At 33.4% G+C, this 20,589-nt stretch carries 21 protein-coding genes; 19 read left to right on the forward strand and 2 right to left on the reverse strand.

All coding sequences use genetic code 11. The features are described from left to right. The first annotated feature begins 7 nt into the window (after positions 1-7). Positions 8-1,663 carry a leucine-rich repeat protein gene (locus tag DWV06_RS11080; protein WP_115482254.1) on the forward strand — a complete coding sequence of 552 codons (1,656 nt, stop codon included), beginning with the start codon at positions 8-10 and terminating at the stop codon, positions 1,661-1,663. A gap of 165 nt (positions 1,664-1,828) precedes the next feature. Next, positions 1,829-2,248 carry a YjdF family protein gene (locus DWV06_RS11085; RefSeq protein WP_115482255.1) on the forward strand — a complete coding sequence of 140 codons (420 nt, stop codon included), beginning with the start codon at positions 1,829-1,831 and terminating at the stop codon, positions 2,246-2,248. Positions 2,249-2,290: 42 nt separating this feature from the next. Here the strand turns inward: DWV06_RS11085 and DWV06_RS11090 are convergent, their stop codons facing one another. Continuing rightward, complete coding sequence (locus DWV06_RS11090; RefSeq protein ID WP_115482256.1) at positions 2,291-3,316, reverse strand: Gfo/Idh/MocA family oxidoreductase; 1,026 nt, start codon at positions 3,314-3,316, stop codon at positions 2,291-2,293. A gap of 239 nt (positions 3,317-3,555) precedes the next feature. Between DWV06_RS11090 and DWV06_RS11095 the strand changes: the two genes are divergently transcribed. The 11 genes from DWV06_RS11095 to DWV06_RS11145 all read left to right on the forward strand — a co-directional run bounded on the left by DWV06_RS11095 (position 3,556) and on the right by DWV06_RS11145 (position 14,425). After that, positions 3,556-4,410, forward strand: coding sequence for an AraC family transcriptional regulator (locus DWV06_RS11095; protein WP_115482257.1), 855 nt, complete (start codon positions 3,556-3,558; stop codon positions 4,408-4,410). Positions 4,411-4,515: 105 nt separating this feature from the next. Continuing rightward, positions 4,516-5,514 carry a LacI family DNA-binding transcriptional regulator gene (locus tag DWV06_RS11100; protein ID WP_115482258.1) on the forward strand — a complete coding sequence of 333 codons (999 nt, stop codon included), beginning with the start codon at positions 4,516-4,518 and terminating at the stop codon, positions 5,512-5,514. Positions 5,515-5,791: 277 nt separating this feature from the next. Then, positions 5,792-7,660 carry a PTS beta-glucoside transporter subunit IIBCA gene (locus DWV06_RS11105; protein ID WP_115482259.1) on the forward strand — a complete coding sequence of 623 codons (1,869 nt, stop codon included), beginning with the start codon at positions 5,792-5,794 and terminating at the stop codon, positions 7,658-7,660. A gap of 17 nt (positions 7,661-7,677) precedes the next feature. Continuing rightward, positions 7,678-9,111 (forward strand): glycoside hydrolase family 32 protein, encoded by a 1,434-nt coding sequence (locus DWV06_RS11110; RefSeq protein ID WP_115482260.1) that lies wholly within the window; start codon positions 7,678-7,680, stop codon positions 9,109-9,111. A 100-nt stretch (positions 9,112-9,211) separates the two neighbouring features. After that, positions 9,212-9,559 carry a YlxM family DNA-binding protein gene (gene ylxM, locus DWV06_RS11115; RefSeq protein ID WP_115482498.1) on the forward strand — a complete coding sequence of 116 codons (348 nt, stop codon included), beginning with the start codon at positions 9,212-9,214 and terminating at the stop codon, positions 9,557-9,559. Positions 9,560-9,562: 3 nt separating this feature from the next. Further along, on the forward strand, positions 9,563-10,918 hold the full coding sequence (gene ffh / locus DWV06_RS11120) for a signal recognition particle protein (RefSeq protein WP_115482261.1): 1,356 nt from the start codon (positions 9,563-9,565) through the stop codon (positions 10,916-10,918). Positions 10,919-10,995: 77 nt separating this feature from the next. Next, positions 10,996-11,241: a 30S ribosomal protein S16 gene (gene rpsP / locus DWV06_RS11125; protein ID WP_115482262.1), complete on the forward strand. Its 246-nt coding sequence runs from the start codon at positions 10,996-10,998 to the stop codon at positions 11,239-11,241. 35 nt (positions 11,242-11,276) lie between these two features. Beyond that, positions 11,277-11,507, forward strand: coding sequence for a KH domain-containing protein (locus DWV06_RS11130; RefSeq protein ID WP_115482263.1), 231 nt, complete (start codon positions 11,277-11,279; stop codon positions 11,505-11,507). A gap of 100 nt (positions 11,508-11,607) precedes the next feature. Further along, positions 11,608-12,114, forward strand: coding sequence for a ribosome maturation factor RimM (gene rimM / locus DWV06_RS11135; RefSeq protein ID WP_115482264.1), 507 nt, complete (start codon positions 11,608-11,610; stop codon positions 12,112-12,114). A gap of 16 nt (positions 12,115-12,130) precedes the next feature. Then, entirely contained in the window at positions 12,131-12,850 is a 720-nt protein-coding gene (gene trmD / locus DWV06_RS11140; protein WP_115482265.1) for a tRNA (guanosine(37)-N1)-methyltransferase TrmD, read from the forward strand. A 105-nt stretch (positions 12,851-12,955) separates the two neighbouring features. Continuing rightward, positions 12,956-14,425 (forward strand): protein adenylyltransferase SelO, encoded by a 1,470-nt coding sequence (locus tag DWV06_RS11145; RefSeq protein WP_115482266.1) that lies wholly within the window; start codon positions 12,956-12,958, stop codon positions 14,423-14,425. Positions 14,426-14,500: 75 nt separating this feature from the next. Here DWV06_RS11145 and DWV06_RS11150 read toward each other — a convergent pair whose 3' ends face one another. Beyond that, on the reverse strand, positions 14,501-16,492 hold the full coding sequence (locus DWV06_RS11150) for an Ig-like domain-containing protein (RefSeq protein ID WP_115482267.1): 1,992 nt from the start codon (positions 16,490-16,492) through the stop codon (positions 14,501-14,503). 218 nt (positions 16,493-16,710) lie between these two features. Here DWV06_RS11150 and rplS point away from each other — a divergent pair, with 218 nt between their 5' ends. The 6 genes from rplS to DWV06_RS11180 all read left to right on the forward strand — a co-directional run bounded on the left by rplS (position 16,711) and on the right by DWV06_RS11180 (position 20,588). After that, on the forward strand, positions 16,711-17,058 hold the full coding sequence (gene rplS / locus DWV06_RS11155; RefSeq protein ID WP_115482268.1) for a 50S ribosomal protein L19: 348 nt from the start codon (positions 16,711-16,713) through the stop codon (positions 17,056-17,058). A gap of 97 nt (positions 17,059-17,155) precedes the next feature. Then, positions 17,156-17,725, forward strand: a complete 570-nt coding sequence (lepB, locus tag DWV06_RS11160) for a signal peptidase I (RefSeq protein ID WP_115482269.1) — start codon at positions 17,156-17,158, stop codon at positions 17,723-17,725. A 33-nt stretch (positions 17,726-17,758) separates the two neighbouring features. Continuing rightward, a complete protein-coding gene (gene ylqF / locus DWV06_RS11165; protein ID WP_115482270.1) occupies positions 17,759-18,607 on the forward strand; it encodes a ribosome biogenesis GTPase YlqF in 849 nt (282 codons plus the stop codon). 16 nt (positions 18,608-18,623) lie between these two features. Continuing rightward, positions 18,624-19,175: a signal peptidase I gene (gene lepB / locus DWV06_RS11170; protein WP_115482271.1), complete on the forward strand. Its 552-nt coding sequence runs from the start codon at positions 18,624-18,626 to the stop codon at positions 19,173-19,175. Positions 19,176-19,241: 66 nt separating this feature from the next. Beyond that, positions 19,242-19,793: a signal peptidase I gene (lepB, locus tag DWV06_RS11175; RefSeq protein WP_115482272.1), complete on the forward strand. Its 552-nt coding sequence runs from the start codon at positions 19,242-19,244 to the stop codon at positions 19,791-19,793. Between the two features lie 18 nt (positions 19,794-19,811). Further along, the gene (locus tag DWV06_RS11180) at positions 19,812-20,588 is read left to right on the forward strand and encodes a ribonuclease HII (protein WP_115482273.1); all 777 of its coding nucleotides are present in this window, start codon (positions 19,812-19,814) and stop codon (positions 20,586-20,588) included. Position 20,589: the final 1 nt, after the last annotated feature.

Consider the following 20,589-nt stretch of genomic DNA (forward strand, 5'->3'; position numbering starts at 1 on the left):
ATTAGAAATGAGGGAAAGATTAAGATTTAAAACAGAAATGAAAGGGAAAAGAGTTTCATTTAGTGTCATAGTAATGCTGATAATTTTTTTGGTGATACCTGTTTTTAAGATGCAAGTAGAAGCTGCTACAGATAATAGAGAGATAAAGGGTATTAGATATACCTTTGATTCATCTACAGATTCTTATATTGTAACAAGTGCTTCCAGTAGTATAGAAACAGCTCAAATATTAGAAGAAATTGGTGGAAAAAAGGTTAGCAGTATCTATCAAGGTGCATTTCAATATAGGGAATATTTAACCAGTGTTGAAATACCAGGAAGTATAATAAACATTGGAAAAAATGCATTTTTGTCTTGTCAAAATTTAAGAAATGTTGAATTATCTGAGGGTATTGGAATCATTGAAAGTTCAGCATTTTTAAATTGTAAGAATCTAACAAATATTCATATACCAAGTAGTGTCAGAGTGGTTGGAGAAAGCGCGTTTCAATATTGTGACAATTTAAAAAGTGTTACGATTTCAAATGGTGTAACAACGATTCAAGATAGTGCTTTTGGATGGTGTGATAGTTTAGAATATTTAAGTTTACCGGAAAGTGTTAGCAAAATTGGAGATGGTATTGTTTATGATTGTACTGCTTTGAAAAAAATCAATGTAGAAGCATCTAATCCTAAATTCTGTTCAATAAACGGAGTAGTATATAATAAAGACAAAACTATTTTAGTATTATATCCATGTGGTAACACTGCTAAAGAATATACCATTTTAAATGGAGTTAAGACTATTGGCAATTGTGGTTTTATATCTGCTCAACATTTAGTTAAGGTTAATTTACCAAAGGGGTTGACTACAATAGGAGAAGGTGCCTTTTTTGGATGTGAGAATTTAGATAATGTTAATGTACCTTCGAGTGTGGCGACTATTGGGGAATCAGCTTATGGTATGTGTTATAATCTTACGAATATCACTATTCCTGAGAGTGTCAAAAATTTTGGAATTACAGTATTTTATGATGATAAGAAAGTAATTATTTATTGTGTCAAAAATTCAAATGCTCATAAATACGCAGTTGATAACAAATTATTTTATAAATTTCTAGAAACATCTCAAAAACCCGGTTCCACAACGATCAAAATAAAAGGAATCCGTTTGAAAGAAAAATCAAAAACATTAGATTTAAAATCTTGTTATCAAATTAAAACTACGATTATTCCTTCTAATGCAAGTGATAAACAGGTAATATACAAATCAAATAATTCAAGAGTGGCATCGGTAAACAGCCGTGGAAAAGTAACTGCTAAGAAAATTGGAAAGGCAGTTATTACGATTACTGCAAAAGATGGAAGTAGAGTGACTTCAAAAATCGCTATTACAGTCAGACCCAAATCGACAAAACTCAAAGTGAAGAAATTATCCAAAAGAATGGTAAAGCTTACTTGGAAAAGAGTGTCAGATTCTTCAGGATATGAAATATATCGTTCAACAAAAAGAAAAATAGGATATAAAAAAATAGCAACGATAAAAAAAGCAAAAATTATAAGTCGCAAAAATAAAAAATTGAAGAGAAAAAAGACCTACTATTATAAGATCAGAGTTTACAAAATAGTCAAAGGGAAAAAGATTTACAGTAAATATTCGACGATAAAAAAGGTCAAAATGTAATACAATTTGGTGTCAGTCTTGACAGACACAACGAAAAAAGTTAGTATTTAAGCATCAAAGATAAAAACACAGTTCTGGTTGGTAGTCCAGACGCAGCTAAGCTGTCAGTAACCTGCCTCCTTGGTTGTCCGTTCTTTGTTCATTTATTTTAAGGAGGAAAAAATAATGGATAAAGTAACGGTTAAATTTAAAGTGTATTTTGAAGAACCATTTTGGATTGGTGTTATTGAAAGAATTGAAAATCAAAAGTTATCAGTTTGTAAAATTACTTTTGGTCCGGAACCTAAGGAGTATGATATTCAAAAATACATTTTAAACAATTGGCACACATTAAAATTCAGTCCTGCTATTGAAACTTTTAATATGAGTAGTGATAAAATTAATCCAAAAAGGTTACAAAGAAAGGTCAAAAAAGAAATTTTAGATCTTGGAATAGGGACCAAATCACAGCAGGCTTTGAAATTACAGCAAGAAGAAAAGAAGCTGCATAGAAAAGCAAAAACTCGGAAAGAGAAAGAAGCAGAATCCAAAAGAATTTTTGCAATGAAGCAGGAAAAAAGAAAAGCGAAGCATAAGGGCAGATGACTGTCCTTTTGCTTTGCTTTTCTTTTCGTAATGTAATAAATTCTAATGTTCTACAGGCGTCACTACATGGTTTTCAAAAGCAGCTTTTGCAGCAAAAGCCATTTGGGTAGCTTTTGTACCGTCGTATACAGTAACGCTAGGTTTAGTCTTATGAATTACACAGTTAATAAATTCTTCTAATTCTAACACATAAGACTCAGAGAAACGTTCTGGGAAGTTTCTGACACATTCTTGTACAACACCATTCGTATCATAAAGTATGGCTAGATTTTTTGCTGGAACCGGACTAATACGGATAGAGCCTTCTGTCCCAACGATTTCAGTTTCAATGTGATATCCATGAGGCGCAGTTCTTCCGACATGAATTTGTCCCATTGCTCCATTTTCGAACTCAAACATGGCGCATCCTGTTTCACAATCACCGTCTCTTTTAAATTCAGGATGTTTGAAAGAACAGCCTAATGCATAAACTTCTTTGGCATCTGCTTCTAAGAACCAACGCATCAAATCGATATCGTGTACGGCCATATCAATAAAGATACCCCCACTTTTTGGAATAAAGCCACTATCAATTAAACTTTGGCAGTCCGCTTCCGGATCAATACCGGTAGCTTTTACTAAATATGGCTGACCGATTGCTCCGGCTTTTATTTTTTCTTTTGCATAGGCATAAGAAGGATCGAATCGACGCATAAAGCCTAACATAACGATTTGGTCAGGATATTGCTCTACAATTTTTTCAGTTGCTTTACATTCTTCAATTGTTACGGCTAATGGTTTTTCACAGAAAACCTGTTTTCCGGCTTTTAAAGCTGCTTCGATCTGCCAAGGATGTTCTGTGCTTGGTGTAACGATGACTACAGCATCGATATCAGCTTTGTTTACCATTTCAGAAAAGTCTTTATATAATTCAGTAATTCCTAATTCATTTTTTGCATAATCTAATTCTGCATCAACAATTGAGCAAGCAGCTGTTAATTCAGCTTGTGGAATTTTGAATGCTAAATTTTGTGCGTGTGTACGTCCCAAACGTCCCAATCCTGCGATACCAATTTTTACTCGTTTCATTCTAAATACCTCCTAATTTTTAATATATAATTATAGTTTGCTCTCAGCTGAGTTTTTCAATCTTAGATTTAAATATATTATAGCAAGGCTGTATAAAAAAACAATAAAGTATATTGCACAAAAAATATGCAAAAATTGCACTTTGTAAATAAAAAAATTAAGAGATGTGATATAATATAATTACTACAATCATAATATATTGAGATTATAGAATATACAGAAATTGCAGGAGGGCTTCTATGCGCAATTATGATGTCGGTGTATTGCCTACTTCAGAAGAGTATTTTTATATAGCATCAAAATTTGCAAAAGATACGTTGTTTTTTTTAGAGTCAGGTGGAGATTATCAGTGTGATGAAAAATATATTGTTAGGAGAATGGAAGAGCAGATTGATACATTTTTATTAGAAATTATACAGGATGGAACTTTGTATTTAAATATCGAAGATAAAACGCATTCAGTTCCGAAAGGCAGTATGTTTTTATTAGATTGTAAAAGGCCACATTTATATTATGCAAAAGAAAAAGTAAGCTTTAAATATTTTCATTTTTCTGGTAAAATGGTACAAAATTACTTAGATACTTTGTATGAGTCCAATGGTCCCGTTTTTTTTCCGGAAGATTTCGTAGAAATGAGCAAAAAGTTTTCTTTTATTATTAATATGATGGCAAGTGGTAATGTAAATGAACATCTCGCATCATTGACCATACATGATATTTTTGCACATCTTGCAATTAATAATTCATTAGCGAAGGTAGATACCTCACAGATTATTGTTGAAGCTGCAAGATATATTGATAAATTTTATCCAGAGAATCTTTCAATAAAAGGATTAGCAGATTCTTCCAACCTTAGCATTTTCTATTTCATTCGTACATTTAAAAAGATACATGGGTGTACTCCTTACGAATATTTAACGAATGTACGTTTGAAAAATGCAAAGAACTTATTATTAACAACTAAGCTTTCGGTAGAAGCGATTAGTGGAATGGTAGGTTTTAGTTGTGTATCTAATTTTGTCAGAACTTTTAGAAGAGAATTAAAATATACGCCTGCTCAGTTTCGTAATCATTTTACTACGAACAAGTCTTAATTTACCCATTCCTTTTTATGAATTTAAGACTTGGATATCCAAAAATAAGAAGAATGTAATCATTTATTAGAAAATAAAATTATACTTTGAGATAGGGGGAAAATAATGAACATCAGTGAGATCGCAGATTTAGCCGGAGTTTCAAAAGCAGCAGTATCCAGATATTTTAACAACGGCTATATTAGTGAAGAAAAGAAAGAGAAAATAAGAAAAGTTATCGAACAGACTGGATACCAGCCGTCAAGAGAAGCCAGGACTCTGAGGACACGAAAGACAAATTTGATTGGAGTCATTATACCAAAGATCAATTCCCATGCGGTAAGCCGTATGGTTGCTGGAATTAGTTCTATTATTTCAAAGTCAGACTATCAGATGATATTAGCTAATACAGAAAATAATGCGAAGAAAGAATTGGATTATTTAAAAATTTTTAATCAGAAACAAGTGGATGGAATCGTTTTGATAGCAACCATGTTCTCAACAGAACATAAAAAAGTTTTAAAAAATTTAACAGTACCCATTGTTATTGTAGGACAGAAGTTAGAAGGATATCAATGTGTTTATCACGACGATTATCATGCAGCATATAGACTTACAGAGAAAATGATAGAAAATGGACGAAAACAGATAGGTTATATTGGTGTAACAACGGAAGATATTGCAGTAGGTTTTGAAAGGAAAAGAGGATATCAAAAAGCATTGAAAAAATATGGCATTCCGGAAGATAAATCTCGAATGATGCAAGTATCGTTCAGTATGGAAGAAGGTTATATAAAAGCGAAAGAGTTATTAGATAACGTTCCGGATCTGGATGGATTATTCTGCTCTACCGATAATATTGCCATAGGTGCTATGAAAGCAATCAAAGAATCAGGTAAGAAAATTCCGGATGATATAGAGATTGGTGGGATGGGAGATAGTATGATGGCGAAAGTTACGACCCCATCTTTGACTTCCATTCATTTTTATTACAAAACAAGTGGAGAAGAGGCTGCAAAAATGCTTTTAACAGAAATCGAAGGAGAGTCTGTTATTGCAAAAGAAATAAAAATGGGTTACAAATTAATGGAACGTGATTCCATGAAAAACAGTAAGAAGGTATAAGATACAAGTAATAGAGAATAATTAAATTGATTTATAATAAAGTTTACAGTAACAGCTATAATTTGTCTGTCTGTAAACTTTTTTGTCGATTTTTCACAAAAAGCAAGTTGATTATTTTGAAGATTTATACTATATACAAATAGTTTATAATAGAATATAATTATATTAAAGTGAAATCGATTACACACAATAAAGATTGCAAAATCAATGTAACAAGTAGTTAAAATAAAATTGTATATGATATAGATATCATATCAGGGGTAGAAGGAGGAGAATTATGAATTATAAAGATACTGCAAAGCAGATATATGACTCAATTGGTAAAAAGGAAAATATTATTTCTGCGGCACATTGTGCAACCAGGCTACGTTTGGTGATAGCTAACAATAAAGAGATCAAGAAAGAAGCTCTCGAAAATATTGAGGGTGTAAAAGGTGTTTTTGAAGCTTCGGGCCAATTACAAATTATATTGGGTACTGGTACTGTCAATAAAGTATTTGATGAATTTATTGTAATGGCTGGTATTGAAGCTCAGACAAAAGATGAAGTAAAGAAAATAGCGGTAGAAAAACAGAATATATTTAAAAGGGCTGTTAAAACATTAGGAGATATTTTTGTCCCGATTATTCCGGCTATTGTTGCAAGTGGATTACTTATGGGATTATTAGAGGGATTATGTAAAGTATATCCTCAAATGGCAGAATCAGGTACTTATTCTATTGTACATTTGTTTAGTAATGCTGCGTTTGTATTCTTACCGATTTTGATTGCAATGAGTGCGGCAAAGACATTTGGCGGAAATATTTATTTAGGTGCTGTAATCGGAATGATTATGATCCATCCTGATCTTTTGAATGCTTGGGGAGTTGCTACTGCAGAATCGATACCGAAAGCATCTACTTGGTTCGGTCTATTTGAAACGCCGATGGTGGGTTATCAGGGGCACGTGATTCCTGTAGTCATAGCAGTATGGATCATGTCTATGATAGAAAAGAAATTGCACAAAATTGTTCCGGAAATCATTGATTTATTTGTTACTCCATTTTTAAGTGTACTTATAACAGGATATCTGACATTGACAATCATTGGACCTGTATTTTCAGTATTAGAAAATTATGTTTTAAAAGGTGCTGGTCTGTTGATTACGCTACCTTTTGGTGTAGGAGCCTTTTTGGCAGGAGCAGTATATGCACCAACTGTAGTTGCAGGGGTCCATCATATGTATAATGCATTGGAAGCTGGACTTTTAAGCAGCACGAATTTGAATACCTGGATGCCAATTGCCACAGCAGCAAATGTAGGTCAAGCAGGAGCAGCACTTGCGGTTGCATTAAAAACAAAAAATAAAAAGTTGAAATCTATGGCATTACCAGCGTCTCTTTCTGCCTTTTTAGGAATTACAGAACCTGCAATTTTCGGTGTGAATATAAGATTTATGAAAGCATTTGCAGCCGGTTGTATCGGAGGGGCATGTGGTGCACTGATTGGAGCAGTTTTAAAGGTTGGAGCCAGTGCCTATGGTGTGACAGGTCTGTTTGGATTTTTGATTACCACAGATTATACGATTCAATATTTAATTTTAATGAGTGTTTCCATTGGGGTTTCATTTATTCTATCTTGGATCATGTTTAAGGATGAAAATAAAAATACAAATTCCACATTAAAAAAAAGTGAAAATAATCAACCGGAAGCAATAGAGGAGTTGTTTGGGAGTCCAATTGAGGGAAGAACTATTTCATTAGCTGATGTTCCGGATGAAACGTTCCGTTCTGAAATGCTTGGTAAAGGGATGGCCATAATTCCGTCTTCTGGTAAAGTAGCATCACCATGTGATGGAAAAGTAACGACAGTATTTGATACAAAACATGCCATAGGAATTATCTCTTCGAAAGGAGCAGAATTATTAATTCATATAGGTCTTGATACGGTAAAGTTAAATGGGAAATATTTTACAATTCATGTAAAAGAAGGCGCTGAAGTTAAAAAAGGTGATGTGATAGCATCCTTTGATGTCGGAAAAATTAAGGAAGCCGGATATGATACAGTAACACCGTTCATCATTACCAATTCCGATGACTATAAACAGATAGAAGCAGAAACAGGAAAAGAAGTAAAAATTTCAGAAACCATACTTTCTGCAAAATAAATTTTAAGGAGTTAGAAATGAAATTACAGACGAGAGAATTATTAGACAAAGTAAAAGCAGCGGAAGAGGAACTAGAAAAAATCAATAAGGATCCGTGGAGACTGAAATTTCATTTGATGCCGCCGGTAGGCTGGATCAATGATCCGAATGGGTTGTGTCAAATGAATGGGATCTATCATGTGTTTTTTCAGTATTCACCTTTAGAAGCTGCTGGTGGGATTAAGTTCTGGGGACATTATACAAGTTCTGATTTACTTGAATGGAATTATGAAGGAGTAACGCTGGTTCCGGATCAAGAATTTGACCGGGATGGCATTTATTCCGGATCAAGTTTTATTGAAAATGATCAGATGCATATCTTCTATACCGGGAATGTAAAAGAAGAAGGTGATCATGACTATGTCCGCAAAGGCAGAGGGGCTGCTACTATCTATGTGAAATATCAAGAGAATACGGTATTAATCAGTAAAGCGCCTGTTCTCAGAAACGAAGATTATCCCGAACATTATTCTTGTCATATAAGAGATCCGAAAGTCTGGAAAGAAGATAATCAATACTTTATGGTATTGGGTGGTAGAACACTTGATGATGAAGGCAGGGTATTAGTTTATACATCAAAAGATTTAAAACAATGGAAATTGTGTAATGAATTAAAAACTAAAGAAACTTTTGGTTATATGTGGGAATGTCCCGACTTGTTTGAAATTGATGGACAAAATTTGTTATCCATCTCACCGCAAGGATTAATTCGTGAAAATTTCAGATTTCAAAATATTTATCAGTCAGGATACTTTTATTTAGATGGAGATTTTCGTTCTGATTATCAATTAAGGGATTTTGAAGAGTGGGATTATGGGTTCGATTTTTATGCACCACAGACATTTTTGGATGAAAAAGGAAGAAGAATCATAATAGGATGGATGGGTATGTCCGATTCCGATCTGGAATATCAAAATCCTACGATAGAAAATGGATGGCAACATGCGTTAACTATGCTTCGTGAAATCAGTATGAAAGATGGACAGATATTTCAAACACCAGTCAAAGAATATCTGGAATTGAGAGATGAATTAATTGAAGTTGAAAATAAAACAAAAATCAGGAATTTGGAAACGTTTGAATTAGAAGTAAAACAAGGAGGAATAGAAGATTTAGAATTTATTTTCTCAGAAGGTCTGGTATTGAAATATAATGTTCAGGAAGAATTATTTTCTATGGAGTTTATCAATGAATTAGGAGCCGGTAGAACAATAAGAAAAGTAAAGATAAAAAGTTTGAAATCTTTACATATGTTTGTGGATACTTCATCAATTGAACTATTTTTGAATGATGGCGAGAAAGTATTAACAACCAGATATTATAACAGCTCAACAGAAAATACAATTCAGTTTGTTGCTGGAACGGCCGAAATTAATATTTGGAAAATGAAAAATATGACAGTAAATTATTGATTTATTGGAACTATTTATTAAAATTATCTTAGAAAATGAGTGTCAAGAAAAAATACTTGACACTCATTGCTTTTTGTTATATGATGGCATAGGTGATGAAATGGAAAAGATTGTAGAGCAAGCATATTTATATGATTTTTATGGTGAATTGCTGACACATCATCAGCGAAAAGTTTATGAAGACTTTGTTTTAAATGATTTTTCTTTAAGTGAAATAGCAGAAAAGCAAGGAATCAGCCGACAAGGTGTTCATGATTTAATCAAAAGATGTAATAAGATTTTAGAAGAATATGAAGATAAATTGAAATTAGTTGAGAAATTCATAATCACAAAAGAACGTGTCTGCAAAATTTTGCAAATTGCAGAAGAATTTCAACAGCAAAATGGGAAACTTGAACAAATTAAGGAAATAGAAAACCTGTCAACTGAGATTTTAAAGGAGTTATAATTCATGGCATTTGAAAACTTATCTGATAAATTACAGAATGTTTTTAAAAATTTAAGAAGTAAAGGACGTCTTACAGAAGCTGATGTAAAGGCTGCATTGAAGGAAGTTAAGATGGCATTGCTGGAAGCTGATGTAAACTTCAAAGTTGTGAAGCAATTTATTAAAGCAGTTCAGGAGCGGGCTATTGGGCAGGATGTAATGAATGGCTTGAATCCGGGACAAATGGTAATTAAAATTGTGAATGAAGAAATGGTTGCTTTAATGGGCAACGAGACAACAGAGATTGCTTTAAAACCCGGAAATGAAATCACCATTATTATGATGGTGGGACTTCAAGGTGCAGGTAAGACAACGACGACTGCTAAACTTGCGGGACTATTTAAGAAAAAAGGAAGAAAACCTTTATTGGCAGCCTGCGATATCTATCGACCGGCAGCCATTCAGCAGTTACACATTAATGGTGAGAAGCAGGGCGTTGAAGTTTTTTCAATGGGAGACAAAAATAAACCGGTAGATATAGCGAAAGCAGCAGTGGAACATGCATCAAAAAATGGCTATAATACACTGATTATTGATACGGCAGGACGCCTTCATGTAGATGAATCCATGATGGAAGAATTGCAAGAGTTGAAAAAGAATATACAAATCGATCAATGCATTTTGGTAGTAGATGCTATGACTGGTCAGGATGCGGTGAATGTTTCGGAAACATTTAACGAAAAAATTGGGATTGATGGCGTAATTCTGACAAAATTAGATGGTGATACCAGAGGTGGTGCAGCACTTTCCATTCGTTCTGTGACCGGAAGACCTATATTATATGTAGGTATGGGTGAGAAACTTACTGATTTAGAACAGTTTTATCCGGATCGTATGGCTTCCAGAATTCTTGGAATGGGAGATGTACTGACTCTTATCGATAAAGTATCTGCAGAGGTGGATGAAGAAAAAGCCAAGGCACTTGAGCAGAAAATGAAGAAGGCAGAATTTGGATTTGATGATTATCTGGAATCCATGGCTCAAATGAAAAAAATGGGTGGTCTTTCCAGCATTTTAAGCATGCTGCCGGGAGTAGGCAGCCAGATGAAACAGATTGAAGAAGCCATGGATGAGAAGAAAATGGCTCAAACGGAAGGTATTATTCTTTCGATGACTCCAAAGGAAAGAAGCAATCCATCTATTTTAAACCCTAGCAGAAAAAGAAGAATCGCACAGGGAGCAGGCGTCGACATCAGTGAGGTGAACCGTTTGGTCAAGCAATTTGAACAAATGAGGAAAGTGATGAAGAGTATGCCCAAAAATATGGGTGGTTTCCCAGGACTTGGTGGTTCAAAAGGTAAGTTCAAACTTCCTTTTTAACATAAAAGTAGAAAATACACATTGTGATATTTCTATTTAATAATATTCTAAATGCACATTGCAAGGAGGTGAAAGTAATGGCAGTAAAAATCAGATTAAGAAGAATGGGACAAAAGAAAGCTCCTTTCTATAGAATAGTAGTAGCAGATTCCAGATCTCCAAGAGATGGTAAATGTATCGAAGAAATTGGTACTTACGATCCAACAAAGAATCCAAGTGAGTTCAAAGTAAATGAAGAATTAGCAAAAAAATGGTTAGCTAATGGCGCACAAACTACAGAAGTTGTTGGAAAAATTTTCAAAGCAGCTGGTATTGAAAAATAAATCCCAGGATTGGCTACCCTTAGTGAGGTGACGTAATGAAAGAATTAGTAGAAGTAATAGCAAAAGCTTTAGTGGATTTTCCGGAAGAAGTGGTTGTTACAGAAACAGAAGATGAAAAAGCAATTCTTGTAGAACTACGTGTTGCTCAGTCTGATATGGGTAAAGTCATAGGCAAACAGGGACGCATTGCGAAAGCCATTCGTTCCGTTGTGAAAGCGGCAGCATCCAAAGAGGATAAAAAAGTAAATGTAGAAATTCTACAGTAAAGTAAAGGAGGCTATTCCAAATAGATTTTAATTTGGGACAGCCTCATTTTACTTTTTGAGAATCCTTATAAATTTAATATGATAGCCTTAGGAGGACAGAATGGAACAGTTATTACAAGTAGGAGTTATCACTTCCACTCATGGTATTCGTGGCGAAGTCAAAGTATTTCCAACGACAGATGATGTGAAGCGGTTTAAAGAATTGAAAGAAATAATTTTAGAAACAGGAAAAGAACAATTATTACTTGAAATTGAGAATGTGAAATTCTTCAAACAATTTGCTATTCTCAAGTTCAAAGGAATTGATAATATAAATGACATTGAAAAATATAAAGGAAAATCTCTATATGTAACAAGGGAACATGCAGTGACATTGGAAGAGGGGGAGTACTTTATAGCGGACATGATAGGATTGGAAGTCTGGAATGAAGAGGAAGAAAAAATAGGGATTTTGGAAGATGTACTTTTGACCGGTGCAAATGACGTATATATCATTAAGAAGAATGATGGGAAAGAGTTACTGCTTCCGGCTATCAAAGAGTGTGTATTAGATATTGACATGAAAGAAAAAAAGATGAAAGTTCATGTTTTAAGTGGACTGGAATAAAAGGTTTGGTGGTAAAATGAATTTTCATATAATGACATTATTCAAAGAAATGGTATTGGACGGGTTAAATACCAGCATTATTGGGAAAGCAGTAGAAAAAGGTGTTATAACAATAGATGCTGTTGATATAAGAGAATACTCAACGAACAAACATAAGAAGGTAGATGATTACCCATATGGAGGCGGTGCAGGTATGGTCATGCAGGCAGAACCTGTATATGCAGCATATCAATCAATAGCAGATAAAATAGGACAAAAAGCGAGAGTCATATATCTTACTCCACAAGGACAAACTTTCAATCAAAAAATGGCAGAAGAGTTTGCAAAAGAGGAAGATTTGATTTTTTTATGTGGGCATTATGAAGGAATTGATGAGAGAGTATTAGATAAAATTGTAACGGATTATGTATCAATTGGTGATTATGTACTAACGGGCGGTGAACTACCGGCTATGGTTATGATTGATGCAATAGCAAGGTTGGTACCAGGTGTTTTGAATAATGATGTATCTGCTGAATTTGAATCCTTTCATGACAATTTGTTAGAATATCCTCAATATAGCAGGCCTGAAACTTGGAGAGATGAAAAAGTACCAGATGTTTTATTGTCAGGTCATCATGGAAATGTTGCCAAATGGAGAAGGGAACAGTCCGTTCTGAGAACTGCGGAGAGAAGACCAGATTTATTGGAAAAAGCGGAACTTTCCGTGGAAGAAAGAAAACGATTTAATTTGTAGTTTTAGGTCTGGATCTCATGAAAAATTATCTTTTATTTTGTAAAATAATTGCATATCTGCTTGAAAAGAGTAAATACTATTTCTAAAAATGGATAAGGAGAAATCATGGAAGAGCAGATTAAAAAAAATAATCCAGGATGGAATTTTGATAATAGTTATTTACGATTACCTGATACTTTCTATAGCTTTAACGATTTGAACCCGGTAAATTCACCAAAAATGATTAAATTAAATGAATCCTTAGCGAAAGATTTAGGATTAGATCCTAATTTATTAAAAAATAAAGAGTCGGTATCTATATTTGCAGGAAATCAAGTACCAGAGGGAGCGACGCCTATAGCACAAGCTTATGCAGGTCATCAGTTTGGATATTTCACTATGCTGGGAGATGGCAGGGCTTTATTATTAGGAGAGCATATTACACCGTCAGGAGAGAGGTTTGATGTTCAATTAAAGGGTTCCGGTATCACGAAATATTCAAGACGTGGAGATGGGCGGGCAGTATTGGGTCCAATGCTCCGAGAATATATAATTAGCGAAGCAATGTATGCATTGGGCATTCCGACTACTCGCAGTCTGGCTGTAGTAACAACTGGAGAAAAAGTGATGCGTGAAACTATTTTGCCGGGGGCAGTTTTAACACGTATTGCTTCTAGTCATATTCGTGTTGGTACATTTGAATTTGCTGCTCAATGGGAAATTTATGAGAATCTTAAAGCTTTGGCCGATTATACGATAAAACGTCATTATCCCGAACTTTTGTCTGAAGAAAACAGATATATATCATTTCTTCGAGAAGTGGTTAAGAGACAAGCTGAATTAATTGCAAAATGGCAGTTGATTGGTTTTATTCATGGAGTCATGAATACAGATAATGTATCGATAAGCGGAGAAACGATTGATTATGGACCCTGTGCTTTTATGGATATTTATGATCCGGCAACAGTCTTTAGCTCTATTGATACACAAGGAAGGTATGCATATGGAAATCAACCCATTATTGCTGTTTGGAATCTTTCAAGATTTGCTGAGACTCTAATACCATTGATTGACGAAGAGCAGAAGAAAGCAATTGAAATGGCAGAAAATACGGTTTCCGATTTTACAAAAATATTTAGGCAGAATTGGATGGATGGAATGAGGGCAAAACTAGGATTATTCAGTGAAGAAGGAGAAGATGAAGCACTGATAGAAGAATTGTTAAATATAATGTTAAAAAACAAAGCAGATTATACCAATACATTCCGTTCATTAACTTTGGGTATTTTAGATGAATTTGAACTAAATGGAGTAGAAGAGTTTATGCAATGGAAGGATAGATGGTCAAAAAGGTTAGAAAGTCAATCGGAAACAAAAGAGGACGTATTGGCACTTATGAAGAAAAGTAATCCATCTGTTATTCCACGTAATCACCATGTGGAAGCAGCTTTGGATGCCGCCCAAAATAACGATTTTAGCCTGATGGAGAAACTATTGCATGTTTTAGAATCACCGTTTGCCTATACAGAGGAGCAAAATGAGTATGTAAAAGTTCCTGAACGTAAAACTTGTTATCTGACATATTGTGGAACATAAATGGTTTATGAATTAAGGGAACCTAAGCTCTGGCTCTGGATAAATATCCATTTCCAGAACTTAGATTCCCTAATTTCACTTTATTGGTCTTGCAATCATTACAATATTTCGTTTGTTATATGTATAAGTCCGCAATGGCTTTTCTACGCAAAGCTTATTACCATAATACATAGCGACATGATATATCCCTTTATATCTACCATTGTTTTTGTTTCCGTAGAAAATAAGATCTCCCGGAAGAAGATGAGTATTATTGATCCATTTATAAGAGAGAACTTTACCGTGGTTTTCTAGATATTTTGCTTGTTTTGCAGCATTTGGTGCCCATTCAAATGACTCACCAAGTAAGACTGTATTTTTATTATAGGCTCTGAATACAAGTGAACTACAGTCATAATATCCCTGTTTCATACGGTAAGTTTGACTATATATAGATGAATCAATTATTGATTTTGCTTTTTTTGTTGCATTTAATGCTGTTTTGGATACAACACTGACAAAATATTTAAGTTCTTTTCCGTCTACGGTTATAATAATATTGGCATTTCCATAATTTTTTGCTTTAACGACTCCTGATTTACTTACTGTAGCTACTGATTTGTTATCAGAGGAAAATTTGACTTTACTTAATTTATTCTTTCCATTTAATTTTATTGTAAAAGTCTTTCCCTTAGTAAGCGCTTTATAATTCGTTTTTAAGTAAGGATTGCTGACCGTTAAAAGAAAATCCAGTTTTTTTTCATCAACAATTGCTGTAATCGTAGTAGTTCCTGCTTTATAAGTGGTAATCATACCATCTGACGAAATCGTGGCAACGTCAGGAGAACTGGAACTTAATTTTATATCACTAAAATTGTTAGTGCCCGTCAATTTCAATTTATAACTGCTGTGAAGGGCAAGGGTATACTTATAGGAACTTAATGAAGGAGAAGAAACTTTTATTACTCCTGTAAATTGGGTGCTTGTATTATTTGCATAAGTTACAACCGCTGTAATATTTGCTGTACCTGTTTTCTTAGCAGTTGCAATACCTGATGTAGAATCAATTGTAACAACATCTGAATTAGAAGATGTCCATTTTATATCCTCAATAGCGGTTCCTAATTTTTCACCATTAATTAAGGTGAATTGTTTTGATGAACCAACAGCACAGCTGCTTTGTTGAGGGGATATACCGGAAGCTAATATTTTTAAAGTACAACTTGAAGTACATGTTACTTTTTTTCCATTACGAATCGGATAGGTAGTTGCTGTAATAGTAGCTGTTCCTGCATTTAATGCTGTAACAGAACAAGAATTATTTTTCTGATCAAGTATTACAACATGACCTTCAGAAGATTGTGATATTTTGTAATCTACATCCAAAGATGTACCTGGCATATTTAAAGTGAATGTATCACCTGCTAATAAAGTTTTAGAAGTTTTATTTAATTTAAAAATATTTTTCTCAACGTTTACTTTGCATGTTTTTTTAATACCACAAAATTTAGCGGTTATGGTAGCTGTACCCGGTTTATTTCCAGTTATAATGCCCTTAGAAGAAATTGAGGCTATTTTTTTATTCGAAGTTGACCAGATTATTTTGGATGAGGTTTTTGCTGGTTTTGTTTTTGCATTGAATTGATAATTATAACCGTCAATAACATTAATACTATTTGAATTAATACTTAATGTTGGTTTTTTTATTTTAACTTTACAGGTTTTTTTTAAACCATTAGCAGATGCTGTAATAGTCACAGTACCGGTTTTTTTACCTGTTATTTTACCATTAGTTGAAACGACAGCGATTTTTTTGTTTGAAGATTTCCATTTTATTTTTGAAGTTGGTTTGGTTGTTGCTTTTAGAGTAATAGGATTTTTTAAATAAACGGTCAAAGCTTTTCTATTTAATGTAAGAGCAGGTTTAATAAAAGTATTTTTGTTTGAACGAGAATCTTGACTTTGAATAACGATTGAAGATTCTTTCATAGAGTCCTTAACAGATGAGTTAGATGCGAATACATAACTTGCGGGTTCCAAACCTATGATCAGACCTAGTATAATAGCAATTAGTTTTTTGTGTTTCATAAATCAGCCTCCTAATATTTTTAATCTTTTAATTAATTATAGAGCATTGTTAAAAGTTTGCAATAAAATGGAAGCAAAAAGGATAAAAAAGATAAAAATAAGGAAAAACACTTGATATATAAGTAAAAGTATGATAAAGTGAATCGTTGTGAGATGAAGAGATGGTCCTCTGTTACGAAATGTATTAAGAACATCCAAATTAGAAGGAGGTCACACAAATGAATCAAATTATTAAAAATATTGAAGCAGCCCAATTAAAAGAAAGTGCTCCAGAGTTCAATGTAGGCGATACAGTTAGAGTACATGCTAAGATTAAAGAAGGAAACCGTGAAAGAATTCAGGTTTTTGAAGGAACAGTCCTTAAAAGACAGGGCGGAAGTTCAAGAGAAACTTTTACAGTAAGAAAGAGCTCAAATGGAATTGGTGTAGAAAAAACATGGCCATTACATTCTCCGATTGTTGAGAAAGTAGAGGTAGTAAGAAAAGGTAAAGTAAGAAGAGCTAAATTAAACTACTTAAGAGATCGCGTTGGTAAGAAAGCAAAAGTAAAAGAATTAGTAAGATAATTTAGTGACGTAATAGGGACAAGTACAAATTGTATATTGTCCCTTTTTTTACTTTACAGGATACTGGAGATAAATACAGGTAGAGCAGGGTAAGGATATGAGTGAATTAAAATTTTATACAAAGAGAAAAGATGAAAATGTCAGCCAATTAAGATCTATTATAATTTGGATATTTCAGATTGTATTTGTTATCTTGGCCGCCTGGGCATTGGTCTATTTTATGGGTGGCAAAACGAGTGTCATAGGACAATCTATGAATCCGACATTAAAAAATGGAGATAGTATCTTAATCAATAAATTTACATATTTGATATCAGCTCCGAAAAGGAATGATATTATTGTATTTAAACCAAATGGGAATGAAAATTCTCATTATTATGTAAAACGTGTAATTGGTCTTCCGGGTGAGACGGTCCAAATTAAAAGTGGAACCGTTTATATTGATGGAGAAAAATTAAATGATAAGATTACTTCTTCTATTATTAATGAGGGAATTGCAGAAGAAGAGATAAAAATTAAAAAAGATGAATATTTTGTACTTGGTGACAATCGTAACAGCAGCGAAGATAGTCGATATGCAAATATAGGTAACATCAACAAATCAGATATAGAAGGAAAAGCCTGGTTTATAAAATCACCAAGAGAAAATATGGGATTATTAAAATAATAAATACAAAGATAGAAAGCAAAGAGGTGAAATATGCATTTTCAATGGTATCCGGGACATATGACAAAAGCAAAAAGGATGATGCAGGAGAATATTAAGTTGATTGATCTAGTCATTGAACTTGTAGATGCAAGAGTTCCTTTGAGTAGTCGAAATCCTGATATAGATGAACTTGGAAAAAACAAAGCCAGAATTATACTGCTTAATAAGTCGGATTTGGCAAATGAAAAGCAAAATGATATATGGGCGGACTATTTTAAGAAAAAAGGATTTTATGCTGTTAAAATCAATTCTAGAAGCGGAGCAGGAATAAAAGCGATTAATCATGTTGTACAAGAGGCGTGTAAAGAGAAGATTGAAAGAGATAGAAAAAGAGGGATTATAAACAGGCCGATCAGAGCTATGGTGGTGGGGATTCCGAATGTGGGTAAATCAACATTTATTAATTCATTTGCAGGAAAAGCTTGTACAAAAACCGGAAATAAGCCTGGTGTAACGAAAGGAAAACAGTGGATTCGTTTGAATAAGAATGTTGAGTTGCTTGATACGCCGGGAATTCTGTGGCCCAAATTTGAAGATCAGATGGTTGGTTTGAGATTAGCATTGATTGGGTCAATCAAAGATGAATTGCTTAACATTGAAGAGCTTGCATTATCCTTTATTGAATTTGTGATTGAAAATTATTCTGGAACATTAAATAAAAGGTATGATATCAATGAGGAGCAAGAAAGTGTTAAAGTATTAATGGAGATAGCAGATAAACGTTTGTGCAGGAAAAGAGAAAATGAATTGGATTTAGAAAAGGCATCCGGAATTATAATTGACGATTTTCGGAATGGAAAATTAGGGAAAATAACATTAGAATTTCCTGAAAATGAATAATTTAAGAGGTATAGAAATGCAAAAGAAAGAAAATAAGGGGATAGCAAGAGATGTGATTGAAACTATAATATATATGATTATAGGAGTGATTGTAAGTCTGTTGATTATTAATTATATTGGTCAGCTGACGAGAGTGGATGGTTCTTCAATGGAAAATACACTTCATCATGGTGAAACTATAATTTTGGATAAAATATCATATCGATTTCATGAGCCAAATAGATTTGATGTTATAGTCTTTCCGGTAAAGAAAGATAATAATAAAAATTATATTAAAAGAATTATAGGTATGCCTGGAGAAAAAGTACAGATCATTGAAGGTAAAATTTATATTAATGATGAGTTATTAGAAGAAAACTATGGAAAAGAAAAGATAGAAACAGCTGGAGAAGCTGCAATACCAATAGTTTTAGAGAAAGATGAATACTTTGTATTAGGAGATAACAGAAATCATAGTTCCGACAGCAGAACCGTTGAAGTAGGAAATATTAAACGAAGTCAAATATTGGGAAGAGCTTGGTTAAGAGTTTGGCCATTAGCCAAAACCGGAATGATAAAGCATCAATAATTGGTGATAACTTTTTCTTGTATTTACATAAAATGAGGTATAAGATATTAAAAAAGGAGGCGTAGAATGAAGGAAGAGAACAAGAAAGGATTACTTAGGGAAATAATTGAATTAATTGTTTATATTGCAGTAGTTCTAGGAATAACTTTTTTAATTGTTACTTTCGTTGGTCAAAGAACACAGGTAAGTGGTCCTTCTATGATGAATACATTAAATGATGGAGATAATTTAATAGTAGATAAGATTTCCTACCGATTTAGTAGTCCAAAGAGATTTGATATTATTGTATTTCCATATAAATATCAGAAAAAAACATATTATATTAAGAGAATCATAGGTCTTCCGGGAGAAACAGTACAGATTGTCAATGGATCCATATATATTAATGGAGAAGTATTAAAAGAAATATACGGAAAAGAAGTGATGACAAGTGCCGGTCAGGCAGCTAATCCAATAAAATTGTCCAATGATGAGTATTTTGTTTTAGGAGATAATCGTAATAATAGTTCAGACAGCAGGGCAGAGGATGTTGGTATGATTAAACGGAGCGATATTGTTGGAAGGGCATGGATGCGTATCTGGCCTCTCAGTGATATCGGAATTTTAAAACACCAATAAAGAGGAATGGGATAAGACGTGGAATTAAAAATCAAAGATATAAAAAGTGAATTTCAGGCAGCAGAGGAAGCAATGCTGCCTCTATTATTAAGTAAATATAAGGATGACACAAGACAAGGGGTTCAAAATATTATTAAAAAGTATGAAAATCATCTTGAGAAAATTTATTTAGAAAAGAAAAGAATTGAAAAGATGAAAGAATATGAATATAAATATCAAAATTTTCAATACATATGTGGAATTGATGAAGTGGGAAGAGGACCTTTAGCAGGACCGGTCGTAGCGGGGGCAGTTATTTTGCCATCCGACTGTGAAATCTTGTATTTAAATGACTCAAAAAAATTAAGTGAAAAGAAACGGGAAGAATTGTATGATATTATTATGAAAGATGCGGTTTCCGTTGGTATTGGATATGTAAGCCCTCAAAGAATTGATGAAATTAATATTTTACAAGCTACTTATGAAGCTATGAGAGAAGCTATTCAGAAATTAGAAAAAAGACCCGATATATTATTAAATGATGCAGTTACGATTCCAAAAGTAAATATCAAACAGGTGCCAATTATTAAAGGAGATGCAAAAAGCGTATCCATAGCTGCTGCCAGTATTGTAGCCAAAGTTACAAGAGACCGATTAATGGAAGAATATCATAAAATTTTACCAGAATACGGATTTGATAGTAATAAAGGTTATGGATCAAGTCAACATATTGAAGCACTAAAGAAGTTTGGGCCATCTCCAATACATAGAGAGACCTTTATTAAAAATTTTGTAACTCAGGTCTCAAATGGATGAA

This window comes from Anaerosacchariphilus polymeriproducens (genome assembly GCF_003363435.1).
In the GTDB taxonomy this organism is placed as follows: Bacteria; Bacillota; Clostridia; order Lachnospirales; family Lachnospiraceae; genus Anaerosacchariphilus; species Anaerosacchariphilus polymeriproducens.

Excerpts from the sequence above, each read along its gene's own strand:
- DWV06_RS11080 (WP_115482254.1), top strand. The coding sequence starts at position 8 with ATGAGGGAAAGATTAAGATTTAAAACAGAAATGAAAGGGAAAAGAGTT.
- DWV06_RS11095 (WP_115482257.1), top strand. The coding sequence starts at position 3,556 with ATGCGCAATTATGATGTCGGTGTATTGCCTACTTCAGAAGAGTATTTT.
- rimM (WP_115482264.1), top strand. The coding sequence starts at position 11,608 with ATGGAACAGTTATTACAAGTAGGAGTTATCACTTCCACTCATGGTATT.
- ffh (WP_115482261.1), top strand. The coding sequence starts at position 9,563 with ATGGCATTTGAAAACTTATCTGATAAATTACAGAATGTTTTTAAAAAT.
- DWV06_RS11145 (WP_115482266.1), top strand. The coding sequence starts at position 12,956 with ATGGAAGAGCAGATTAAAAAAAATAATCCAGGATGGAATTTTGATAAT.
- DWV06_RS11085 (WP_115482255.1), top strand. The coding sequence starts at position 1,829 with ATGGATAAAGTAACGGTTAAATTTAAAGTGTATTTTGAAGAACCATTT.
- DWV06_RS11100 (WP_115482258.1), top strand. The coding sequence starts at position 4,516 with ATGAACATCAGTGAGATCGCAGATTTAGCCGGAGTTTCAAAAGCAGCA.
- DWV06_RS11105 (WP_115482259.1), top strand. The coding sequence starts at position 5,792 with ATGAATTATAAAGATACTGCAAAGCAGATATATGACTCAATTGGTAAA.
- lepB (WP_115482271.1), top strand. The coding sequence starts at position 18,624 with ATGCAAAAGAAAGAAAATAAGGGGATAGCAAGAGATGTGATTGAAACT.
- DWV06_RS11150 (WP_115482267.1), bottom strand. The coding sequence starts at position 16,492 with ATGAAACACAAAAAACTAATTGCTATTATACTAGGTCTGATCATAGGT.
- lepB (WP_115482269.1), top strand. The coding sequence starts at position 17,156 with ATGAGTGAATTAAAATTTTATACAAAGAGAAAAGATGAAAATGTCAGC.
- ylqF (WP_115482270.1), top strand. The coding sequence starts at position 17,759 with ATGCATTTTCAATGGTATCCGGGACATATGACAAAAGCAAAAAGGATG.
- ylxM (WP_115482498.1), top strand. The coding sequence starts at position 9,212 with ATGGAAAAGATTGTAGAGCAAGCATATTTATATGATTTTTATGGTGAA.
- rplS (WP_115482268.1), top strand. The coding sequence starts at position 16,711 with ATGAATCAAATTATTAAAAATATTGAAGCAGCCCAATTAAAAGAAAGT.
- trmD (WP_115482265.1), top strand. The coding sequence starts at position 12,131 with ATGAATTTTCATATAATGACATTATTCAAAGAAATGGTATTGGACGGG.
- DWV06_RS11090 (WP_115482256.1), bottom strand. The coding sequence starts at position 3,316 with ATGAAACGAGTAAAAATTGGTATCGCAGGATTGGGACGTTTGGGACGT.
- rpsP (WP_115482262.1), top strand. The coding sequence starts at position 10,996 with ATGGCAGTAAAAATCAGATTAAGAAGAATGGGACAAAAGAAAGCTCCT.
- DWV06_RS11110 (WP_115482260.1), top strand. The coding sequence starts at position 7,678 with ATGAAATTACAGACGAGAGAATTATTAGACAAAGTAAAAGCAGCGGAA.
- DWV06_RS11130 (WP_115482263.1), top strand. The coding sequence starts at position 11,277 with ATGAAAGAATTAGTAGAAGTAATAGCAAAAGCTTTAGTGGATTTTCCG.
- lepB (WP_115482272.1), top strand. The coding sequence starts at position 19,242 with ATGAAGGAAGAGAACAAGAAAGGATTACTTAGGGAAATAATTGAATTA.